General features: G+C 34.7%; 17 protein-coding genes. 16 read left to right on the forward strand and 1 reads right to left on the reverse strand.

Annotation, left to right across the window (positions count from 1 at the left end; genetic code table 11):
- Window positions 1-628: 628 nt before the first annotated feature.
- Window positions 629-814: a 50S ribosomal protein L28 gene (gene rpmB / locus LACWKB10_RS09190; protein WP_034981532.1), complete on the reverse strand. Its 186-nt coding sequence runs from the start codon at window positions 812-814 to the stop codon at window positions 629-631.
- A gap of 163 nt (window positions 815-977) precedes the next feature.
- On the opposite strand from rpmB, the gene LACWKB10_RS09195 reads away from it, so the two are divergent.
- From LACWKB10_RS09195 to ftsY, 16 genes are all read left to right on the forward strand, one after another.
- On the forward strand, window positions 978-1,340 hold the full coding sequence (locus tag LACWKB10_RS09195; protein ID WP_034981534.1) for an Asp23/Gls24 family envelope stress response protein: 363 nt from the start codon (window positions 978-980) through the stop codon (window positions 1,338-1,340).
- Between the two features lie 21 nt (window positions 1,341-1,361).
- Entirely contained in the window at window positions 1,362-3,020 is a 1,659-nt protein-coding gene (locus tag LACWKB10_RS09200; RefSeq protein WP_034981536.1) for a DAK2 domain-containing protein, read from the forward strand.
- 2 nt (window positions 3,021-3,022) lie between these two features.
- Window positions 3,023-5,059, forward strand: a complete 2,037-nt coding sequence (gene recG / locus LACWKB10_RS09205) for an ATP-dependent DNA helicase RecG (protein ID WP_034981538.1) — start codon at window positions 3,023-3,025, stop codon at window positions 5,057-5,059.
- 17 nt (window positions 5,060-5,076) lie between these two features.
- The gene (gene plsX / locus LACWKB10_RS09210; protein ID WP_034981542.1) at window positions 5,077-6,081 is read left to right on the forward strand and encodes a phosphate acyltransferase PlsX; all 1,005 of its coding nucleotides are present in this window, start codon (window positions 5,077-5,079) and stop codon (window positions 6,079-6,081) included.
- Between the two features lie 4 nt (window positions 6,082-6,085).
- Window positions 6,086-6,328: an acyl carrier protein gene (acpP, locus tag LACWKB10_RS09215; protein WP_034981544.1), complete on the forward strand. Its 243-nt coding sequence runs from the start codon at window positions 6,086-6,088 to the stop codon at window positions 6,326-6,328.
- Window positions 6,329-6,447: 119 nt separating this feature from the next.
- On the forward strand, window positions 6,448-7,458 hold the full coding sequence (locus LACWKB10_RS09220) for an ABC transporter ATP-binding protein (protein WP_034981546.1): 1,011 nt from the start codon (window positions 6,448-6,450) through the stop codon (window positions 7,456-7,458).
- 3 nt (window positions 7,459-7,461) lie between these two features.
- Window positions 7,462-8,439: an ATP-binding cassette domain-containing protein gene (locus LACWKB10_RS09225; protein WP_034981548.1), complete on the forward strand. Its 978-nt coding sequence runs from the start codon at window positions 7,462-7,464 to the stop codon at window positions 8,437-8,439.
- 2 nt (window positions 8,440-8,441) lie between these two features.
- Window positions 8,442-9,401: an oligopeptide ABC transporter permease gene (gene opp4B / locus LACWKB10_RS09230; protein WP_034981550.1), complete on the forward strand. Its 960-nt coding sequence runs from the start codon at window positions 8,442-8,444 to the stop codon at window positions 9,399-9,401.
- Between the two features lie 16 nt (window positions 9,402-9,417).
- Window positions 9,418-10,341, forward strand: a complete 924-nt coding sequence (locus LACWKB10_RS09235) for an ABC transporter permease (RefSeq protein WP_034981552.1) — start codon at window positions 9,418-9,420, stop codon at window positions 10,339-10,341.
- Between the two features lie 191 nt (window positions 10,342-10,532).
- Window positions 10,533-12,305, forward strand: coding sequence for an oligopeptide ABC transporter substrate-binding protein (locus LACWKB10_RS09240; RefSeq protein ID WP_034981555.1), 1,773 nt, complete (start codon window positions 10,533-10,535; stop codon window positions 12,303-12,305).
- Window positions 12,306-12,506: 201 nt separating this feature from the next.
- Window positions 12,507-14,276, forward strand: a complete 1,770-nt coding sequence (locus tag LACWKB10_RS09245) for an oligopeptide ABC transporter substrate-binding protein (protein WP_034981558.1) — start codon at window positions 12,507-12,509, stop codon at window positions 14,274-14,276.
- A gap of 175 nt (window positions 14,277-14,451) precedes the next feature.
- Window positions 14,452-16,224 carry an oligopeptide ABC transporter substrate-binding protein gene (locus LACWKB10_RS09250; protein ID WP_034981561.1) on the forward strand — a complete coding sequence of 591 codons (1,773 nt, stop codon included), beginning with the start codon at window positions 14,452-14,454 and terminating at the stop codon, window positions 16,222-16,224.
- A gap of 169 nt (window positions 16,225-16,393) precedes the next feature.
- A complete protein-coding gene (locus tag LACWKB10_RS09255; RefSeq protein ID WP_034981563.1) occupies window positions 16,394-18,163 on the forward strand; it encodes an oligopeptide ABC transporter substrate-binding protein in 1,770 nt (589 codons plus the stop codon).
- A 105-nt stretch (window positions 18,164-18,268) separates the two neighbouring features.
- Window positions 18,269-18,955 (forward strand): ribonuclease III, encoded by a 687-nt coding sequence (gene rnc, locus LACWKB10_RS09260; RefSeq protein WP_034981565.1) that lies wholly within the window; start codon window positions 18,269-18,271, stop codon window positions 18,953-18,955.
- Between the two features lie 12 nt (window positions 18,956-18,967).
- Window positions 18,968-22,531: a chromosome segregation protein SMC gene (gene smc / locus LACWKB10_RS09265; protein ID WP_034981567.1), complete on the forward strand. Its 3,564-nt coding sequence runs from the start codon at window positions 18,968-18,970 to the stop codon at window positions 22,529-22,531.
- Window positions 22,532-22,533: 2 nt separating this feature from the next.
- A complete protein-coding gene (gene ftsY, locus LACWKB10_RS09270; RefSeq protein ID WP_081945390.1) occupies window positions 22,534-23,718 on the forward strand; it encodes a signal recognition particle-docking protein FtsY in 1,185 nt (394 codons plus the stop codon).
- Window positions 23,719-23,739 lie beyond the last annotated feature (21 nt).

Here is a 23,739-nt window from a genome sequence, read left to right on the forward strand (position 1 = left end):
CCATTTTCAAAGTAGTTGAATATTTAGTCATGAAAAAAGTGCTCCTAATAGTCAGATTAATGTCTAACTATTATGGAGCACTTCAATTCCGGGGGTTAACTTCATTCACTGCTGTTTTTTTATATCTCTTGGAACAAGTTGTTATAAGTTAATAAATATTTTTGGTATATCTCCTCAATTATCTTGCTGCTATGATTTCCACTAATAGTGGCAAGCTCCAAAACAAATTATATAATTAAAAAAATTGAAAGATTGGTATGATTTGTATCCTTTTTGATGAGTAAAAAAAGATTTACATTGGTGGAGATACTGCCTTTGTTATGTTTGATAAAACTTAAAATTACCAAATTTTATATAAGTAAATTGTTGCAATGAGAAGTGTATCGGCAACATCATCTTTTATTAATAGCAGAATATATAAAAAATTGAAATGAAAGATTTGCCAATGAGGTTAGCTAAAAACAATACCTTCAAGTAAAACTACAGACTATAACTTGTCTTTTTTTGACTTGAAAATTAATTGAAAGAGCAATAAGAATATCTCTATTTAAACATAAACTTTTAAACAGATTTTGGGAAATAAAAAAGCAGAAGAAAACTTCTGCTTTAAAAACTTTTTTATTTTACGCTAGGCACGGGTAACTTTACCAGATTTTAATGTCTTAGTTGAAACCCATACACGCTTTGGCTTGCCATCGACAAGAATACGAACTTTTTGAAGGTTTGGCTTCCACGCACGACGTGATGAATTCAGTGCGTGTGAACGTGTATTACCAAAAGTGGTCTTTTTGCCAGTGATATAATCTTTTGCCATTTGCTAAACCTCCTTTATTGTGTTTTCATACTAAATTAAGATAGCATAAGTTTAAGAACATTGCAACTGCAAAAGTATTTTTTAAGAAGGGATTTTTGCATTTAAACTTGATTACTATGATAAAATAGATTCATAATATGAGAACAATGATACGGAGGTAAACATGGCTGTAAAAATCAAAACAAAAAACGGTTTGATTGATATTTCAAATGGAGTGATCGCAACTGTTGTTGGTAGCGCAGCTACATCTAACTACGGTGTTGTCGGCATGGCTTCAAAAAATGCTATCCGTGATGGCTTCGATGGAATATTGAATCGAGCAAATTATAAGCGCGGTGTTGTTGTTAAGTCTGAGGATAATAAGATTACGGTTGATGTTTATATAATAGTCGGCTATGGTTTAAAAATATCTGAAGTAAGTCGCAACGTACAAGATAGTGTTAAATTCAATTTGAAAAATCAACTTGGAATTGAAACTAAAGCTGTTAATGTCATCGTTCAAAGTGTTAAAGTGCTTGATGAATAACTCAAGCGGAGGGTAGAAATATTGGTTTTAAAGGAAATAGACAGTAAAAAATTTAGAGATATGGTTCGCGTCGCTACGCACAGACTTGGTCGCAACGCAGAGTTTATTAACTCTTTGAACGTTTTCCCTGTTCCTGATGGAGACACTGGAACAAATATGAATTTAACTATTGAAAGTGGCGCTAAAGCTGTTGCCAAAAATACTAGTAATAGTGTGGGTGATTTGACAGAAAGCCTTGCTAAAGGGATGTTGATGGGTGCTCGTGGTAATAGTGGGGTAATCTCTTCTCAGCTCTTTAGAGGAGTTTATAAGGCAACTCAAGGCATGAAAACTCTTAATGCACAAGAGTTGGCCAATGCTTTTTCAAATGGGGTTGCAACAGCTTATAAAGCCGTAATGAAGCCAGTTGAAGGAACTATTTTGACTGTTGCTCGGATTGGTGCACAAGAAGGTGCCAATAAGGCCAATGAAACCGATGATGTTGAAGAAGTTATGAAGGCGATTGTTGAAGGTGCTAAAAAAGCGTTAAAGACAACTCCTGACTTATTACCTGTTTTAAAGCAAGTTGGTGTAGTTGATTCAGGAGGCCAAGGCTTACTCTTTATATATGAAGGATTTCTAGAAGGTCTTTTAGGTGAAGAATTTGCTGACCGGTACCAACCTGATGAAGGTGAAATGGATGAAATGATAAATGCCATGCATCATCAATCTGTACAATCACAACTTTCTACTCAGGATATTACTAATGGCTACTGTACCGAAATCATGGTTGATTTAACTGCTGATGTTCCTAATAAGAAAACTTTTAATTTAGATGAATTTAGGGAGCATTTATCTCAGTTAGGTGATTCACTTTTGGCAGTTTCAGATGAAGAAGTGGCAAAAGTTCATGTTCATACTGAACATCCTGGAGCTATTTTTGCGTACGGAAGCCAATTTGGTCAATTGGGAAAAATTAAAATTGACAATATGCGGATTCAACACGAAACAATAGTAAATAACAGTGAAGAAAATCAGGAAAATGTTGATTTTGCCGTAATAGCTGTTGCTTCTGGTAACGGAATTCGCAAACTTTTTGAAAGTGAAGGCGTTAACCGCATTATTTCTGGGGGTCAAACAATGAACCCTTCAACACAAGACATTATTGATTCAATCAAAAAATCAGGTGCTAAAAAAGCAATTGTGATGCCGAATAATGGCAACATTATTATGGCAGCCAAGCAAGCAGCTGAGGTGAGCGACATCCCAGTCGGCATTGTCCCTACTAAAACCATTTCACAAGGCTTGACAGCCATGCTTTCATTTGATCCAGACGATTCTCTTGATGACAATGTTGCAAATATGACTGATGCTCTTGATACTGTTGTTTCTGGTGAAGTCACCAAAGCTAACCGGGACACGAAGATTAATGATATTGAGATCCATCAAAATGATTATTTGGGGATTATTGATGGAGATATTAAGGTGGCTGAAACTGACATCATCACTGCAGCTTCATCAATGGTTGAAAAAATGTTGGATGAAGATTCCGAAATCGTTACTGTGATGTATGGACGAGATTCTAATAAGAAAGAAGCTCAGAAACTGATAGATGCTGTCAAAGAGAAGCATGATGATCTTGAATTTGAACTTCATGATGGCGGACAACCCGTATATAATTTTTTGATTTCTGTTGAATAATTATGTATGCAAAGGAATTATTTGCACCTGTCACTGATTTAAAAGGAGTTGGAACCAAAACTGCTGCTGCACTTGGAAGCTTAGAAATATATAGCATTTATGATTTGTTATATTATTTCCCATTTCGCTATGATGAACTGCAAACGATTCCACTTGACCAGATCATGGATGGTCAAAAGGTAATGCTAAAGGGAGTTGTGGCTACTGAAGCTTTTGTAAGCAGATTTGGCTACAAAAAGAGCAGACTTAGTTTTAAATTGAGAATTGACCATGATGTAGTCATGGTCAATTTTTTTAATCAACCTTGGTTGAAAGAAAAAATTGAGGTAGGTAAAGAAGTTGCAGTCTATGGTAAATACAATATCTCAAGACAAAGTTTAGCAGGTTTTAAATTTATTGCAGCTAAAGAAAATGATAGTGGCATGGCTCCAATTTACTCAGTTAACCGGCATTTAAGGCAAAAAAAATTAATTGATTTCATTAATATTGCTTTAGATGAATATTTGCCGGCTGTTGATGATGTTGTTCCAGTGGATATTCGACGGAAATATCGTTTGCTTCCTGAAAAAAATATTGTACAAAAAATGCATCACCCGCAAAATTTCAATGAGTCTCAGATTGCAAAAAGAAGTGCTATTTTTAGAGAATTCTTTATTTTTCAAACTGAACTAGCTCAGTTAACTGAAGTCAATCCACAAAACAAGGGGATTCCCAAAAAATATGACCTGAATGAAGTTGCTAAATTGACTAAATCTTTGCCGTTTGAATTGTCCACGGATCAAAAGCAGGTTATCAACGAAATTTTTGCTGACATGTTATCATCCAGACAAATGCAGCGTCTTTTACAAGGTGATGTGGGTTCAGGCAAGACTATTGTTGCGGTATATGCAATTTTTGCGGCTGTAACTGCTGGCTTTCAAGCTGCACTGATGGTTCCTACAGAGATATTAGCGACTCAGCATTTTAAAAAGATTGATGAATTGCTAAGGCCTCTAGGTGTAAGATGTGCGCTGCTAACAGGTTCTACGAAAGCTTTGGAACGAAAAGAAATTTATACAGAATTGACCGATGGCACAATTAATGTTGTGATAGGTACGCATGCTTTAATTCAATCAAACGTAATTTTTAAAAAATTAGGATTAGTAATTATCGATGAACAACACCGGTTCGGTGTTAATCAGCGGCAATCTTTAATTAATAAGGGAAATTTGCCTGATGTGCTTACTATGACTGCTACCCCAATTCCCAGAACTCTGGCATTAACGGTTTACGGCAACATGACTATATCTGAAATACGACATCTTCCAGCCGGAAGAAAAAAAGTAATTTCTTCATGGAAAACGAGTGCCCAAATGGATCAGGTTTATCAGCTAATGTGCGAGCAATTAAAGCAGGGATTTCAGGTATATGCTGTAACACCTTTGATCACAGAATCAGAAGCATTAGATTTAAAAAATGCAGAACAGCTTTATGATAAACTCAGTAAAGATTTTCCTGATGAAAAAGTAGCATTACTTCACGGTCAAATGCCTGGTAATAAAAAAGATGAAATTATGTCCGAATTTGCAGCTGGAGAAATTAATATTTTAGTTGCTACCAGTGTGATTGAAGTTGGTGTTGACGTGGCAAACGCTAATATGATGGTTATCTATAATGCTGATCGTTTTGGAATTAGTCAGCTACACCAGTTAAGAGGGCGAATAGGGAGAGGTAAGACTCAAAGTTATTGCATATTTTTGGCTGATCCTAACACACAGGCAGGTAAAGCTCGTATGAAAATAGTGGCATCAACAACAGACGGTTTTAAATTGGCTGAAGAAGATTTAAAGATGCGGGGAGAAGGAGATATTTTTGGTAAAGCTCAATCTGGTCTGCCTGAATTTCAAGTTGGTGATGTAGTTAATAACTACGATACAATGGTAGTAGCACAAAAAGAAGCTAGAAAATTAATTAAACTTGATCCTCTCTTGCAAAAATCAGAAAATAAAACTTTAAAACAAGTGATAGAATATAAACAATTACAGCAAAAGAGAACATAGTAAAGGTTGAGGATACAATGAGAACTATTGCTATTGATGCTATGGGCGGTGAAAATGCCCCTGAAGCAATTATTAAAGCAGTATTACGGGCCAAAAAGGACTTACCCGAGACAAAATTCATACTTTTTGGCGATCAGAAAAAAATAAAAGAATTATTGGGAAGTGATAGCAGTCGCACACAAGTAGTCAATACTTCTGAAATTATTTTAGATGAAGATGAACCAGTTAAGGCAATTAGATCTAAAAAAGATTCGTCACTTGTCGTGGCAGCACAATTTGTGAAGCAGGGCAAAGCTGATGCACTTTTTTCATTAGGTAATACTGGAGCTATTTTAGCTTGTGGCATATTTATAATAGGACGAATTAAAGGTGTGGCCCGTCCGGGATTCATGCCAACATTGCCTGTAAAAAATTCCGATGATGGTTTCAATATGATTGATGTTGGTGCCAATGCCAAAAGTAAACCAGAATACCTGCTTGCCTGGGCTAAAATGGCTTCATATTATGCAGAAAAAGTAAGAGGAGTTAAAAATCCTCGTGTTGGTCTTCTTAATAATGGATCCGAGAGTGATAAAGGTGATGATGTTCATCAAAAAGCATACCAGTTGCTATTGGAAAGCAAACTTAATTTTATTGGTAATATAGAAGGAAATGAGTTATTAGTGGGTAAAGCTGATGTAGTCGCAACAGATGGTTTTACTGGTAATGCAGTTTTAAAAAACATTGAAGGAACTTCAGGTGTTTTGATACATCTTTTGAAGCAAAGCTTGCTTGATAACGGACCTTTTGTTAAATTAGGTGCGTTAATGATAAAAAAGGCATTAAAAGGGTTAGTTTCAAAATTTGATGTTGACAAATATGGTGGCGCAGTTTTACTCGGAGTCAATGCTCCTGTAGTCAAAACACATGGTCGCTCAGGTCAGCGTGCTGTTTATTTTACAATTAAACAAATTGATAAAATTTTACAGGAAAAAATAATTGATAATTTTAAAGCAGAATTTGCAGTTGAAAATAGGGAGTAAAGACATGAGTAAAGAAGAAATTTTTACCAAAATTCGGGATATATTAGCAGATAATTTTGAAGTTGATAAAGAAAAGATAACTGATGAAACTAATTTCACTAGTGATTTGGACGCTGATTCCATTGACTTAGTGGAATTCATTTTACAATTAGAAGATGAATTCGGCGCCGAGATTTCTGATGAAGATGCGGAGAAATTAAAAACTGTAGGAGACGCAGTTAATTATGTTGCAGATCATCAAAAATAAGTAAAAAATATTCATTATTAATTTGCATACAAAATGTTTCACGGTTATAATTAGAAATTAAATAAATTTATTAAATATCTTTAATAAATTCATTGAAGATTTGAGAGGGGAAATGACCTTTGGAAAAACAAAGTGATCTCTTGCTAGATATCCAGCATTTGCATACTGCATATCGTTTACATGGAAAGTTTTATGATGCTGCAGATGATATTAATTTAACGTTGAAGCGAAATGAAATTTTATCCATTGTAGGTGAATCTGGTTGTGGTAAGAGTACAATTGCATCGAGTATTATCGGCTTGTACGACCATAAAAATACGAAAGTGACTGGTGATATTCTGTATAATGAGTTAAATTTAGTCGGATTAAATGAAAGCTTGTTTAACAAAATACGTGGAAACAAAATTGGTATGATCTTTCAGGATCCTCTAGCCAGTTTAAATCCGTTAATGCGTGTTGGCGATCAAGTAGCTGAAACGCTTTATTATCACACAGATATGAATGAAAAAGAGCGTCATGATCGTGTGCTTGAATTATTCAATCAAGTGGGAATGCCGAAGCCAGAAGAAACTTTTCAAATGTATCCTTTTGAATTGTCTGGAGGATTAAGGCAGAGGGTAGTGATTGCTATGGCGATTGCATGTAAGCCCGAAATTATCATTGCAGATGAGCCTACTACCGCTTTGGACGTTACTATTCAGGCTCAAATTTTGGATCTGCTTGAAGATATTCAAAGACAATCTCAATCTGGTATTATCTTAATTACTCACGATTTAGGTGTAGTTGCTGAAACTGCCGATCAAGTTGCAGTTATGTATGGTGGGCAGATAGTAGAAAAAGCTGATGTAAAAACTATTTTTGAGCATCCTTTGCACCCATACACTCGCTCCTTGTTAAATTCAATGCCTCAATCTGAAGATGAAGAAGAAGATTTGCACGTTATTCAAGGAACAGTTCCATCATTGCAAAATATGCCTAGAAAAGGCGACAGATTTGCTGCTAGAATTCCATGGATTCCTGCCAGTGCGCATGAAGAGGACCCAGTAATGCATGAAGTTGAGCCTGGTCACTGGGTAAGATGTACTTGCTGGAAGACGTTCCACTTTCAAGATGAAGTAGGTGGGGAATAGTTTATGGCTAAAGAAATCATTCAAGTAAAAAATTTAAAAGTTCATTATCCCATTAGATCAGGTTTTTGGAACAGAATTACTGATTATGTAAGAGCGGTTGACGATATTAGTATTACCATTAATGAAGGTGAAACCTATGGTCTAATTGGTGAATCCGGCTCAGGCAAGTCAACTACTGGTAAAGCTATTGTGGGTGTTGAGCCTGTGACTAGTGGCAGTATCCTTTACAAGGGTGTCGATATTACTAAATCTAGAAATCGGCGTAAACTAAACTACAATAAAGATGTCCAAATGATTTTCCAAGATTCAATGTCGAGTTTAAACCCGAGAAAACGAATAGAAGACATTATTGCTGAACCTATTCGAAATTTCGAAAATTTAACTACAGATCAAGAACGTGATCGAGTTCAAGAGCTGCTGGATATCGTGGGTATGCCTAGTGATTCAATTTACAAATACCCTCATGAATTTTCTGGGGGACAGAGACAAAGAATTGGCGTAGCTCGGGCGGTTGCAACTAATCCTCGTTTAATTGTTGCTGATGAACCAACTAGTGCTTTGGATTTATCTGTGCAAGCTCAAGTTTTAAACTTTATGAAGCATATACAACAGAAATATAATATTGCTTATTTGTTTATTTCTCATGACTTAGGTGTCGTAAAGCATATGTCTGAAAACTTAGCTATTATGCATCGTGGTCGTTTAGTTGAAATAGGTTCAAGAGAAGATATTTATGAGCATCCGATGCATATTTATACTAAGAGATTGCTTTCTGCTATACCGCAAGTTGACGTTGAGCATCGTGATGAGCATAAGAAACATCGACAAGAAGTTGAGCAAGAATTTCAAAATGATCAAAGCAAATGGTATGACAAGGATGGTCGTGTATTTCCTTTGCAACAAGTTTCTGGCAAACATTTAGTAGCCTTACCGAAAAATGAATTGAACGAAGAGAAGATAAAAGAAAAGGAGGGGGCATAATCATGTGGAAAACAGTTCTAAGACGAATTTTAATTATGATCCCGCAAATTATTATCTTGAGTATTTTGGTCTTTTTCTTGGCTAAGATGATGCCGGGTGATCCTTTTACTGGACAAATTAATCCAAATACTGATCCCAAGCAACTTGAAGCTTTAAAAAGAGCGGCTGGGTTATATGATCCTGCACCTGTTCAATATGCACGCTGGGTGGGAAACCTGTTTAAAGGTGATTTGGGAACAAGCTACATTCAACATGTTGCCGTTACTTCCTTAATTGCCGACCGTGCTGTTAATACTTTCTGGTTATCATTATTATCTACAGCTATCTGCTATGCTATTTCTATTCCTATGGGAGTGACAGCGGGTCGTCACCAAGATGAATGGCAAGATCAAGCAGTTCAAATTTTTAATTATGTTACTTTTGCTATTCCGCCGTTTGTATTTTATATTTTGGGAATCTGGCTATTTGGTTTTACTTTAGGGTGGTTCCCTATTTCTGGCTCTGTTTCTCCAAGTGCCTCTGGCTTTTGGGGAACATTAGGAAGCCAACTTTATCACATTATTCTACCTGCTATACTAGTGGGATTAATTACCACTACATCAATTGTGCAATACTTAAGAACTGGAATAGTTGATAATAAGGTAGAGGATTATGTTCGTACAGCCCATAGTAAGGGTGTACCGGAAAAAGTTGTTTTTAATAAACATATTTTACGTAACTCCTTATTACCAATAGCTTCTTCCTTTGGTACAGTCATTACGGGACTTTTAAGTGGTTCGATGATTGTTGAATCAGTTTTTAGTTATCCTGGAATGGGTAAGTTATTCTTAGATTCTATTGGTCAGCGTGATTACACAACTTTGACTGCCTTAATATTAATTTTTGGTATTTTAACACTATTAGGTAATCTACTTTCTGATATTATCATGAGTATAATTGATCCAAGGATCAGAATTAAATAAGGGGGGAGGAGAAAAGATGTCCGACAAGAAAGAAATTAAGACTAATTTGAAAGATAAAAAGAAAAATGTTTCTTCTTCTCCTGAATCAAGTTTTAAAGTAATTATTAGAGAAATTGTAAAAGATAAGGTGGCATTATCTGCCTTCGTCGTAATAGTGTTAATATTGCTATTTACCATGGTAGGCTCTTTATTCCTAAATTCTGCTCAGGTAACTGAAACTAATATTGTAGAAGCGTATAATCCATGGGGAACTGCTGGTCATATATTAGGAACTGATGATGGTGGACGTGATATCGTCAAATTACTAATAATGGGTGGACGAAATTCCATTTTGATTGGTTTGGGTGTAACCGTAGTCTGTGAAACTGTTGGTTTACTTGTGGGTCTAGTATCTGGATATTACGGTGGTAACATTGATGCCATAATAATGAGAATAGTAGATTTTGTTCAGGTATTGCCAACTTTCCCAATTGAAATTGTTTTGGTTTCTGTTATTCCGAACTACAATTCCTTTAGTTTAATTGGAATTATTTCACTTTTTGGGTGGCCTAAAACGGCAAGGTACTTTAGGGCTTTTATACTGTCCCAAAGAGAAAGAGACTACGTTTTGGCTTCCAAAACCTCTGGTTCTTCAGACCTTAAAATTATGTTTCGTGAAGTATTACCAAATATTACCTCGATGATTATTATTGACGTTGTATTAACTATTGCTGGTAATATTGGTATTGAAACTACGTTATCATATATTGGTTATGGTTTGCCGGCTTCTGTTCCATCGTTAGGTACTTTGATTGGATTTGCAAATGATCCGGTAAACGTAGTGAGTCGTCCCTGGCTGTGGCTTCCGGCTACAATTTTACTGTTAGCAATCTCGCTAAGTATAAATTACGTTGGTCGTGCTCTACAGCGTGCTGGTGATGCCAGACAACGTGAGAATTAATTCATTAATAGAATACAAAAAGCTTTGTCTAAAGAGACAAAGCTTTTTTTAATTAAAAATTATTATTATAAACTTATTAGACTATTATGATACTTTTTGATAAGATTCTTTTCTATGCTAGAATATGTTTGTTAGCTTATTCCAAGAATTTAGAATTTATTCAATAAAAAGATTGGAGTATGAATTAAATTATGAATAAAACAAAACTTTTATATTCTGCTGGTATCGTTTCAACTGCCGCGCTAACTTTAGTAGCTTGTGGCAAAGGCAATAGCACTGCTAAGAATGAAAATGCTAAAACTGCAAGTAAATTTCCACAATCTGTTCCTGTAAAAAAAACCAAAAAAGGTGGAACTTTAAAGTATGCAATTATGACAGATACTCCTTTTACTGGTATTTTTTCTGATGAATTATCGACTACAGCTATTGATAGTTCAGTAGCTGAACCAGGAGAAGAAGAATTATTTGATACTGATGATAATTTCAAAATTACTAATAAAGGTCCAGCTACAATGAAACTGGATCGTAAAGCTAAAACTATTACGATTAAAATAAAAAAAGGTGTGAAGTGGTCAGATGGCAAACAAGTTAATGCTAAGGATGTAGAGTACCCTTACGAAATTTTGGCAAATAAGGCGACCAAAGCACAACGTTATAGTAATCAATTTGAAGAAATTGTCGGAATGAAAGAATACCATAACGGTAAGTCAAAAACTATTTCAGGAATAGAAATGCCAGAAGGACCAGATGGTCTGACTGTCATTCTGCATTTTAAAGAGATGAAACCGGGTATGGTATATAGTGGTAATGGCTATTATTGGGAATATGCAGCTCCGTACCATTATTTAAAAGATATTCCATTTGAAAAATTACAATCTTCAGATCAAATTAGAAAAAAGCCACTGTATTTTGGCCCATATAAAGTTCAGAAATTAGTTCGTGGTCAATCTGTAACTTGGGTTCCAAATAAGTATTATTGGCGTGGCCAACCAAAGTTGGATAAAGTGGTTTCACAAGTGATTTCACAGAATTCGATCTCACAGGCAATTAAAAGTCATAAATTTGACATTGCTCAGGTAGTTAATTCTCAGTGGAACGAAGTTAAGGATACTAAAGGTGTTAATTTTGTTGCACAAATTCCTCTAGGATATCACTATATTGGCTTTAGAGTTGGAAAATGGAATGCTAAGGCCGGTAAAAATGTGATGAATTCTAAAGCAAAAATGAATAATCAAGCACTTCGTCAGGCAATGACTTATGCCATAAATATTGATGAAGTCGATCAGCATTATACTTCAGGTTTAAGTTTTAGAGTTCCGACTTTAATTCCAGCGCAATTTGGAGACTATTTTGATAAAAAAGCAAAAGGTTATACTTATAATTTGAAAAAAGCCAATCAAATTTTAGATAAAGCTGGTTATAAAAAGAAAGGCCAATGGCGTGTCCAGCCTAATGGCAAGCCACTTACTATCAAATTTTTAGCAATGACAGGCAGTTCAATTCAATCACCAACTGTACAAAACTATATTCAGCAGTGGAAAAAAATTGGCATAAAAGTGAAATTAGTTGGAGGAAGATTGACGGAATTTAACTCTTTTTATGACAAATTAGGGCATGATGATCCGCAAGTTGACATGTTTTTGGCGGCTTGGTCTTTGGCTAGCGAACCCTCTCCTGCATCTCTTTATGGTGAGACCTCACAGATGAATTATAGTCGGTTTGCAACTCCAGAAAATAATAAACTTTTGCAAGAAATAGATTCTCAAAAGTCATTTGATCATACGTATAGGGTTAAGAAATTCCATGAATGGCAGAAATATATGAATAAAAAGGCTTATGTTGTTCCTGTTGATAATTCTTATAAGGTAATAGCAGTAAATAATAAAGTTACAGGTTATTCCACCAAGCCCTCTGATAATTCTAATGGTCACCAATTATGGTACAAAATTGGATTTATAAAATAGAAAAATAAAATTTTTAATTAATTTCAATAAAAATGCATTGAGCTGATAAAGTCCAATGCATTTTTATTATTAAGAATAATTAAAATGATATTATTAATAAAATATTATTTTTTATTTAAAAATTTAATTTAATATGATATTATTTAGTATATTACACTCATAATTAGAAAAAGGACTAGATTTTGAAAGGATCAAATAATCATGAAAGAACATAGTCTGTTTTATACGATAGGATTAGTGACAGTTACAGCTTTGACAATGGTTGCTTGCGGTAAAAAAAATAATGATAATGAAAATAGTGCAAAAGAAGCTAGTAAATTTCCTGAAAAAATGCCTGTAAGAACTTCAAAGCGGGGTGGTGTAGTTAAAGTAGCTTTACAAACTGACTCACCTTTTACCGGTATTTTTTCAGATCAATTACAAGTGACGGCCGTTGATGCTGATGTAGCCTCTCCTGGTTCAGAATCTTTATTTGATACTGATGATAATTTTCGTTTTACGGATAAGGGACCAGCAACTTTGAGGATTAATCGCAAGAATAAAACAGTTACAATAGAAGTTAAAAAGGGAGTTAGATGGTCTGACGGCAAACAGGTTACTGCCAAAGATGTAGAATATCCGTATGAGATTTTATCGAATAAAGATACAAATTCACAAAGATATTCAAGTCAATTTGAACTTATAAAAGGTCTTAAGGAATATCATGAGGGAAAGGCAAAATCAATTTCAGGAATAGAAATGCCTGATGGCGAAAACGGTAGGAAAGTAATACTTCATTTCAAGCAATTGAAACCAGGAATGTATAATAGTGGGAATGATTATTTTTCAGAGTATACGGCTCCATATCATTATTTAAAAGATGTACCTTTTAAGAAGTTGGAATCATCAGATAAGATTAGAAAAAAACCTTTGTATTTTGGACCATTTAAATTAGAAAAATTAGTACGTGGTCAATCAGCAGTTTGGGTACCGAATAAATATTATTGGCGTGGTAAGCCAAAGCTGGATAAGATAGTGTATCAGGTAGTTTCGCCTAATTCTTCAACACAAGCTATTAAGAGTCACAAATTTGATGTTGTGAATGTAATAAATTCCCAATGGGATCAGGTGAAAAATACTAAAAAAGTAAAATTTATTGCAGAAATACCGCTCGCTTATTGGTTCATCGGTTTTAAGCTTGGCAAATGGGATCCAAAAACTGGTAAAAATGTCATGAATCATAAAAGTAAGATGGATAATGTTGCTCTACGTAAGGCAATTGGGTACGCAATGAATGTTGATGAAGTAACCAAGCACTATACTCACGGCCTTACATTTCATATAACTACTTTTATTCCTCCTCAATTTGGTGATTACTTTAACAAAAATATTAAAGGATATAATTATGACGTTAAAAAAGCCAATCAAATTTTAGATAAAGCTGGATATAAAAAGAAGGGTAAATGGCGTGTTCAACCTAACGGCAAACCATTAAAGATTAGATTCATGGCTAAAGCCGGTGATCCTAATCAAGAACCGATTATTGAAAATTATATTCAACAATGGCATAAGGTCGGATTGGATGTTAGACTGTTAAACGGCAGAGTAACTGAATCAAACACTTTTTATGATAAGCTTAATCATGATGACCCACAAGTCGACATGTTTGAGGCAGGATGGTTGTTGTCATCTGAGCCCTCAGCAAGAGGTATGTATTGGGAAAAAGGTGCAGCGAATTATGATCGTTTTGTATCTCCTGAAAATGAAAAATTGTTGCAGGAAATGGACTCACAGAAAGCTTTTGATCATAAATATCGTGTAAAAGTTTTTCATGAATGGCAAAAATACATGTTTGATCAAGCGTATATGATACCAACTGTCAATTCATATAAAATTAAAGCAATTAACGATCAAATCACAGGATTTTCTCTCAAACCATCTGAAAATAACAATGGTCATGTACTTTGGTACCAAGTGGGTTATGTTAAATAAAATTATGTAAGACTCAAGTTTTTAAGGCTTGAGTTTTATTTTTGCTAATATGAAAAGGTATTTTATAGAAAATTTTAATTAATAATTAATAAAATATTTATTTTACTAATCTTTTTTGTTATTATTTGATTTAGGTTTTAAATCGTGTTTGTACTTTTGTAAGGAGAGAAGAATGATGAAAGAAAAAAATTTTTTATGCTCCATCGGTATTATAGCTACATGTGCCATGGCTCTGGTTGGTTGTAATAAAGCAAATAAAAGTAATAATGAGGACAGTTCGAAGGAAGCAAGTAAATTTCCAAATGCTTTGCCAAAAAAGGAAACAAAGCAAGGTGGAACTGTTAGAGTTGCCGTTGAAACAGATACGCCCTTTACAGGAATATTTACTGATGAGTTAAGTGTAACTGCGACTGACGCAGAAGTTGCTTCACCCGGCGAAGAATCTTTGTTTTATACAGATGATAATTACAAAATAAATGATAAAGGTCCAGCAACAATGAAGCTGGATCAAAAAAACAAAACTATAACTATTAAAATCAAAAAGGGTGTTAAATGGTCAGACGGCAAACAAGTGGTTGCTAAGGATATGGCATATCCATATGAAATATTGGCTAATAAAAATACTAAAGCTCAAAGATATTCTACTAAAATGGAAGTTCTGAAAGGAATGAAAGAATATCATGAGGGCAAAGCTAAAAAAATTTCAGGAATTGAATTGCCAGACGGTGATAATGGTCGCAAAATGATATTGCATTTTTCCTATATGACACCAGGAATGGCCTTTAGTGGTAATGACTATTATTGGGAATCAGCTTCACCATATCACTATTTAAAGGATGTACCTTTTAGCAAACTCGAATCCTCAGATAAAGTTAGAAAAAGACCAATATATTTTGGACCTTATAAGTTAGATAAACTAGTTCGTGGACAGTCAGCTACATGGGTACCAAACAAATACTATTGGAAAGGCAAACCAAAACTGGATAAAATTATTTATCAAGTGGTTTCCCCTAATTCTACTTCTCAAGCAATCAAATCACATAAGTTTGATATTGCTCAAGTTATTAATGCTCAGTGGAAACAAGTAAAAGATACTAAAGATGTGAGATTTATTGCAGAAATTCCTTTATATTACTCATACCTAGGGTTTAAGGTCGGCAAATTTGATGCCAAAAAAGGTAAAAATGTTATGAATCCTCATAGTAAAATGAATAATAAAGCCTTAAGGCAAGCTATTGGGTATGCCATGAATGTAGAGGATGTCAATAAACGTTATAATAACAATCTGAGTTTCAGAATTCCAACATTAATTCCAAAGCAATATGGTGATGTATATAATAAAAATGTTAAAGGATTTTCATATAACTTAAAAAAGGCTAATGAACTTTTAGATAAGGCTGGTTATAAGAAAAAAGGTAAGTGGCGCATTCAGCCCAATGGTAAACCTCTAAAAATTAACTTTTTAGCCATGTCGGGCGATGCTACACAAGGACCAATTATACAAAATTACTTGCAACAGTGGCATAAAATTGGGCTAAATGTAGGCCTTCTAAATGGTCGGCTGACAGAACGTAATTCATTTTATGATAAAGTTCAAAACGATAATCCTCAAGTAGACATGTTCTTAGGAGCTTGGGGTCTTTCTACGGAACCATCACCTAATGGATTATATAGTGAAGGTGGGCCAGCAAACTATACCAGGTTTGTTACCCCTGAAAATAATAAATTGATTAAAGAGATTGACTCTGCTAAAGCATTTAACCATAAATATCGTGTTGAAAAATTTCATGAATGGCAACAGTATATGTTTGATCAAGCTTATGTCATACCTATCTTTAATGCATATAAAATTAAAGCGGTTAATAATAAATTAACTGGTTTATCACTAAAACCTTCTGAAACTAATAACGGTCATCCAATATGGTACAAAGTCGGTTATATTAAATAAAATGCAGATTATCATTATTTATGATCATGTATACATCTTCCGACTTTAATAAAGCAAAATTAACATTTTATTAGTAAAACTATTGCATTTTTAATTTTAAGTGTTAACATTTAGGTATTAACTTGCTTCCAAAATTATAAATGATGTTGGAGAAGGAGAAAATTGTGTTATGAAAAAAGGTAAACTATTAGGTTCTGTAGGAGTTTTAACTGCTGCAACCCTGACTTTAGTAGCTTGTGGTAAGAGTAACACCAAGAGTAATGAAGGTGCTAAAACAGCAAGTAAATTCCCTATTCAGACTCCCGTAAAAACCGCTAAACAAGGCGGTACGTTAAAGGTGGCAGAAGTTACTAACACCCCATTTACTGGTGTCTTTAATGAAGAGCTGCAAATGGATCAACCAAGTGCTGATGTTACTAGTCCAGGTCAAGAATCTTTATTTGATACTGACGATCACTATAAGATTAATGATAAAGGTCCGGCTACTTTAAAACTGGATCGTAAAGCCAAGACCGCAACTATAACTATTAAAAAAGGCGTAAAGTGGTCTGATGGTAAACAAGTAACTGCTAAAGACATTGAATTTGCATATGAAATTATTGCTAACAAGGCAACAAAATCACAAAGATATGCGACTCAATTTAATATTATTAACGGAATGTCTGATTACCATGAGGGTAAGTCAAAAACTATTTCAGGTATTGAAATGCCAGATGGCCCTAATGGACGTGTTGCAATTTTGCACTGCAAGGAATTGAAACCAGGTATGTACTATAGTGGTAACGGCTATATTTGGGAAATGGCCGCACCTTACCACTATTTGAAGAATATTCCTTTTGCAAAATTGGAATCTTCTGATGAAATTAGAAAGAAGCCATTGTTCTTTGGCCCATACCAAGTTAAAAACGTTGTACGTGGTCAGTCAGTTACATGGGTACCAAACAAATATTATTGGCGTGGTAAACCAAAATTAGATAAGATTGTATACCAGGTTGTATCTCCAAACTCTGCTTCGCAAGCGATTAAGAGTCATAAATTTGATATTACCCGTGTAACTAACAGTCAATGGAAACAAGTAAAGGATACAAAGAAAGTTAACTTTATTGCTCAGATTCCTCTGGCATATAATTACCTAGCATTCAAGGTAGGTAAATGGGATGCTAAGAAGTCTAAGAATGTAATGAATCCCCATGCTAAAATGGGTAACAAGTCATTACGTCAAGCAATGGCTTATGCTATGAATACTGACGATGTTTATAAACATTATACAGATGGTTTGAGTTTCCAAATTCCTACATTGATTCCAGAACAATTTGGTGATTATTTCGATAAAAGCGCCAAAGGATACACTTATAACATCAAAAAGGCTAATCAAATTTTGGATAAGGCTGGTTTTAAGAAGAAAGGTAAGTGGCGTACTAATCCAAACGGTAAGCCATTAACAATAAATCTTTTGGCTATGTCGGGTAATGCCATTCAACAACCAATTGTTCAAAACTTTATTCAACAGTGGAACAAGATTGGCTTGAATGTTAAACTTGTTGGCGGACGCTTGACTGAATTCAACTCATTCTATGATAAAGTTCAAAATGACGATCCAAAAGTTGATCTGTTTTTGGCAGGTTGGAATTTGTCCACTGAGCCTTCTCAGGAACAAATGTATAGTGAAGGAACAATGTCTAACTATTCACGTTTTGTAACTCCTGAAAACACTAAACTTATTCAAGAAATGGATTCCCAAAAAGCCTTTGACCATAAGTATCGCGTTCAAAAATTCCATGAGTGGCAAAAGTACATGATTGATCAAGCATATGTAATTCCTACTAAAAATGATTATAGAATTGATGCTGTTAACAGTAAAATCACTGGTTACTCATTGAAGCCATCACAGACAAACAATGGGCATCAATTATGGTACAAAGTTGCTTACACTAAATAAAGTTATTTAATAAAGAGATTAGAAAACTATTGTCATTTGAGGACAATAGTTTTCTTTTTTAACGCTAAAAACTGGTATAATTTAGATTGTTAAGGAGTTGAAAAAATGGTTAGTACCAAATTCATTAAACGATTAGATACAAAATACAAAATTAAATTTAACAATCCTAACTTATTAGAAGAGGCTTTTACTCATTCTTCTTATGCTAATGAGCATCCTGAAAATGGTATCCGGGATTATGAAAAACTGGAGTTCTTAGGGGATGCAGTTTTGGAATTAGCAATTTCTGATTATCTCTACCGTAATTTTAGAAATCTAAATGAAGGCGAATTAACTAGAATGCGTTCCAATATCGTTGATACTGAAGGATTTGCAGAATTTGCTCAAAAATTTGGTTTCCCGGCTGAGATTAATCTAGGTCATGGTGAGGAAAAAGCAGGTGCACGTTCTCGAAAAACTCTTTTAGAAGATGTTTTTGAAGCTTTTAACGGTGCGCTTTTTCTTGATCAAGGCATGGAAGCAGTCGAGCATTTTTTAAGTTTAACAGTATATCCATTAATTGATGCTGGCAAATTCGATGCTTCAAGAGATTACAAAACAGACTTACAAGAATTGTTGCAACAAGATGGACCTGTTAAGATTGAATATGAAGTTTTAAAAGAAGAACAAATGCCTTCAAGTTTTACTGTCCAGCTAGTTGTTAATGGGAAAGTATTGTCTAAGGGACAGGGTCACAATAAAAAAGCCGCTGAACAAGAAGCTGCAAAAACTGCTCTAGGTAAGCTCAATTAGGGAGATGAGTGTGTGCCACTAACAGAACTGATAATTGACGGCTTTAAATCCTTTGCCGAAAAAACAAAAATTAAATTTGACACCGGTATTACTGGCATAGTTGGTCCCAATGGTAGTGGTAAAAGTAATATTACTGAAGCGATCAGATGGGTCATGGGCGAATCAAGTGCCAAATCCTTGCGTGGTTCAAACATGAAAGATGTCATTTTTGCCGGAAGTGAATTCCGCCAACCGGCAAATCATGCAGAAGTTTCTCTGATTTTTAACAATAAAAAACACGAACTAAATTTTAAGGAAGATCAAGTTGTTATAACTCGACGGATTTTAAGGTCTGGAGATAATGAGTATTTAATCAACAAAAAGAGTGTCAGACAACGTGATGTGCGTGCTCTATTTTTGGATTCTGGAATTTCACAGGACAGTTTAGCAATTATTTCTCAAGGCCGGGTAGATCAAATACTAAATTCTCGTCCAGAAGAAAGACGTTCATTATTTGAAGAAGCAGCTGGTGTACTTCATTTTAAGAGACAAAAAGAAGAAGCAAAGGTTCAGTTGGAACAGACAACTGATAATTTAGTGCGCATCAACGATCTTGTCAAAGAGCTAGAGCAGAGGATTGAACCTCTTCATGAACAAAGTTCCTTAGCTAAAGAATATCAATTTCAGAAAAAGGGTCTGGATCGAGAACTAAAAACTTTATTGGCATTTGAAATTCAGGATTTAGATAATCAAAAAGAAAAAGAACAGGAAAAGGCTGATGAAAATCAGACTCTTTTATCGAAACTGGATCGAGAAGTAAAAGATTCTCAAGCAGCTGTGGCAAACAAAAGAAAAGAATATCAAACTTTAAATAGTCAAAGAGATAAGGTGCAAAATGATTTACTTTCTTTAACTAAAAAGCTTTCTGAAATTAATACCAATTTGCAAGTTGCGGTACAAAGTAAGCAGTATAGCGCAGCTACAAAAAAAGAATATCAATCTGAATTGGGTGACCTAAAAAAGCAATTATCGGCAATTGAAAATGATAGAATGGATCTGCTTGAAAAGGAAAAGAATTTAAAGAGTGAGCAAGAGAAGTTGAATGATAAAAGATCTGAACTCTGCGCACAGCTAAAAGAAGATCCTGAACAACTAAACCGAAAACTAGAGCAGCTCCGATCAGCTTATATTCAGTTGTTGCAAGATCAAACTTCTAATAATAATGAAATAGTTTATTTAAATTCTGAACTGAAAAAACTTTCTGATAATAGCCAGTTTCAAACAGAAAATGTTGTTGAAGAACTAAGAACTGAAACTACTGAGCTTAACCGACTTAAAACTGAAGGTAAGTCACTTAAAGAAAACTGTCAGATTGAAGAACAAAAGATAGCAGATTTAACTAATGAGCAAAAAATAAGTCAAAAAAATTTGTCGTCGCTTCAAGAATCATTGTCGACCAAAAAACAACGTTTTAGCCAATTAAATGCACGTTATGATGCTCTGGAAAATATACGCAAACGTCATGAAGGTTATTTTTACGGAGTCAAAAACGTTTTAAATAATTTATCTGCTTATCCCGGAGTAATTGGAGCAGTGGGTGAATTAGTTGCTTTTCCTGTTAAATATGAAGCTGCAATGGCTACAGCATTAGGGAATGGGGTTCAAGATTTAGTTACTAAATCAAAACTGGATGCTCGGGATGCTATTAATAAATTAAAAGAAAACCATGCGGGTCGTGCTACTTTTCTTCCTCTTGACGGTTTAAGAGAATATACAATACCAACTTCAACTATCAATACAATTTCTTCTTTTTCCGGATTTCAAGGCATTGCTAGCGAAATAGTTAAAAGTTTGCCTAATCAAGATATTGCGCCTGCAATTAATTATCTCCTTGGAAATACTATAATAGTTGACACAATAAGCAATGCTATGAAGATAAGACAGAGAATTTCTCGCTATCGTATTGTAACTCTTGACGGAGATGTTATTTCACCTGGTGGTTCAATGACAGGAGGAGTGCGTAATCAAAAAAGCAATTCTCCACTTCAAACAACTGCTGAACTGAGTCAATTAAGACAAAATATTAATGATTTAAAAGCAAAAATTAAGAATGAACAATCTCAGTTAGCTGATGCTGTAAGCAAGAATGAAATTTTAACTCAGCAGTTGAATGAAATGACATCGAAATTTCAAAATCTTAAACAAGAATTAGGTGAAGCGGCTCTTTCGTATCAAAACCAAGAAAAAGAAGTGAACAGGTTAAAGGCTGCGAATAGTTTGTTTGAACAACAAAAGCAAGAACGCAACCAGGAAATTACTGAAACTAAGAACAAGATTAAGTCTGCCGAAAAAAAGAAGAAAGAACTGCAGGAGAAAATACTTCAGCAAAAACAAGATATTAGTGAATTGCAATTACGTATTAAGAACTTTTCAGAGTTGAATCAAGAGGTTCAGGAAAAGTTAAGCGAACTTGATCCGCAAATAGCGGTTTATGCTAATAAGTTGGAGAACGTTTCAAAGCAAAAATCCGATAAAAAGAATGAATCAAAGCAGCATCAAAATCAAATTAATACTTTGTCCCAAAAGTTGAAAGAACTTGATGAAAATGATGTGCTTGGTGACGAAAAGAAGATGAACTTTGAACGCGAAAATAAAGAGGGCATTGCAAAAAAGGAAAATTTGCAGGAACAACTTAATACTTTAAGTTCTAAATTAGGACAGTATGATGCTAAAATTAACCAGCTTGATCAGGTAGCGAGTCGTAATTATGAACTTCGTAAAGATGCTGCTGCTGAACAAAAAGATTTTTCTGTGAAAATAGCACAGTTGAATAGCCAAATAGATCAACGTCTAGATACTTTGAATACGGAATATTCACTAACATATGAGGCCGCATTGAATCAAGCCGAAACAGAAAATAACGAGACCAATAGGACACAACTTCAAAAGAATGTGAAATTGCATCGCATGTCTATTGCGGACATTGGTCCAGTTAATCTGAAGTCAATTGAGGAATATGAAAGTGTCAAAAAACGTTACGACTTCCTTAATGCACAACAAAATGATTTGTTAAAGGGTCGAGACAATTTAGAAAAATCGATGTCAGAACTTGATCAAGAAGTATGTAGTCGCTTTAGTAAAACTTTTACGGAGGTAGCTCATAGTTTTACTGAATTATTTCCGGTGGTTTTTGGAGGTGGCAGTGCCAAATTAGTTTTGACTAATCCTGAAGATTTATTGAATACAGGAGTTGAAATTATTGCTCAACCACCGGGTAAAAAGTTGCAAAAACTAAGCTTATTATCAGGTGGAGAAAGGGCATTGACTGCAATTACATTGCTTTTTGCTATGCTCAAAGTTAAACCGGTACCATTTTGTGTACTGGATGAAGTGGAGGCAGCACTTGATGATGCAAACGTCACACGCTTTGCACATTTCTTAGAAGAATATGACATGCATACACAATTTATTGTAATAACACATAGAAGAGGAACAATGGAAAAAGCAGACCAACTTTATGGTGTTGTCATGCAAGAATCAGGCGTATCGCAGGTATTGTCAGTGTCATTAAAAGAATTAAAAAATGAGGTGAAATAACAGTGGGTTTATTTGATAAGATAAAAAAATCTTTATTTGGTGAAGAGAATAGTAAAGCTACTGATGATTCGCAGAATCAATCAGAAAAAGAGCAACAAGAATCTTCTGAGGAGTTAGAAAACAAGGAAGAGATAGCCTCTGAAGAAAAACAAACTTCAGAAAAGAATGAATCAGAAAACGAAAATTCGACAGCTTTTCAGGAAGAAGAATCTTTAGAGCAAGAAACTGAGGATGAGCCTGATAATGAAAAGGAAAAAGAAACTGAATTATATGAAAAAGGATTAGAGAAAACTAATCAGGGCTTTGGGGCCCGATTAAATCGCTTTTTTGCCCAGTTCAGGACTGTTGATGAAGATTTCTTTGATGACCTGGAAGAGCTACTCATTGAGTCTGACGTCGGTTATGAGACTGCCGAAGAATTGACTGACGAACTGCGTGATGAAGCAAAATTGCAGAAAGCCAAGTCGCGAGATGATTTGAAAAAAGTTATTGTTGAAAAATTAGTTAATCTTTATGACCAAAGTGGTAATTCCGAAAATGAAAAATTAAAGTCTCATAACGATGGTAAGCCGAATATTTATCTTTTTGTAGGTGTAAATGGCGCGGGCAAAACCACAACAATTGGTAAATTGGCTAAAAGATTTAAAGATGAAGGGAAGTCAGTTCTTTTAGCGGCAGCAGATACTTTCAGAGCTGGTGCAGTTGAACAATTATCAGAATGGGGAGAAAAAGTTGGTGTTCCAGTAGTAACTGGTAAGGAACAAGCGGACCCTGCTTCAGTTGTTTATGATGCGACTGATAAAGCTATTAAAGACAATTATGATTATTTATTAGTGGATACTGCTGGTCGTTTACAAAATAAAAAGAATTTAATGAATGAGCTTGAAAAAATTGAACGGACAATTAAAAAGCAAGCACCAGAAGAGCCAACAGAAACTTTATTAGTTTTAGACGGCTCAACTGGTCAAAATGCACTCCTTCAAGCTAAGGACTTTGACAAGACTACCAAATTAACAGGATTGGTTTTGACTAAATTGGACGGTTCCTCAAAGGGCGGGGTGGTTTTGGCAATTAGAAATGAGATGAAATTGCCAGTAAAATTAGTTGGTTTAGGTGAAAAAGCCAGTGATTTAGCTGATTTTGATGCCGCAAACTATGCTGTCGGACTATTTCATGATTTAATTTAAGAATAGATTTTTTAAAGGGAG

Origin of the sequence: Lactobacillus sp. wkB10 (assembly GCF_000760615.1) — a bacterium.
GTDB classification, from domain to species: domain Bacteria; phylum Bacillota; class Bacilli; order Lactobacillales; family Lactobacillaceae; genus Lactobacillus; species Lactobacillus huangpiensis.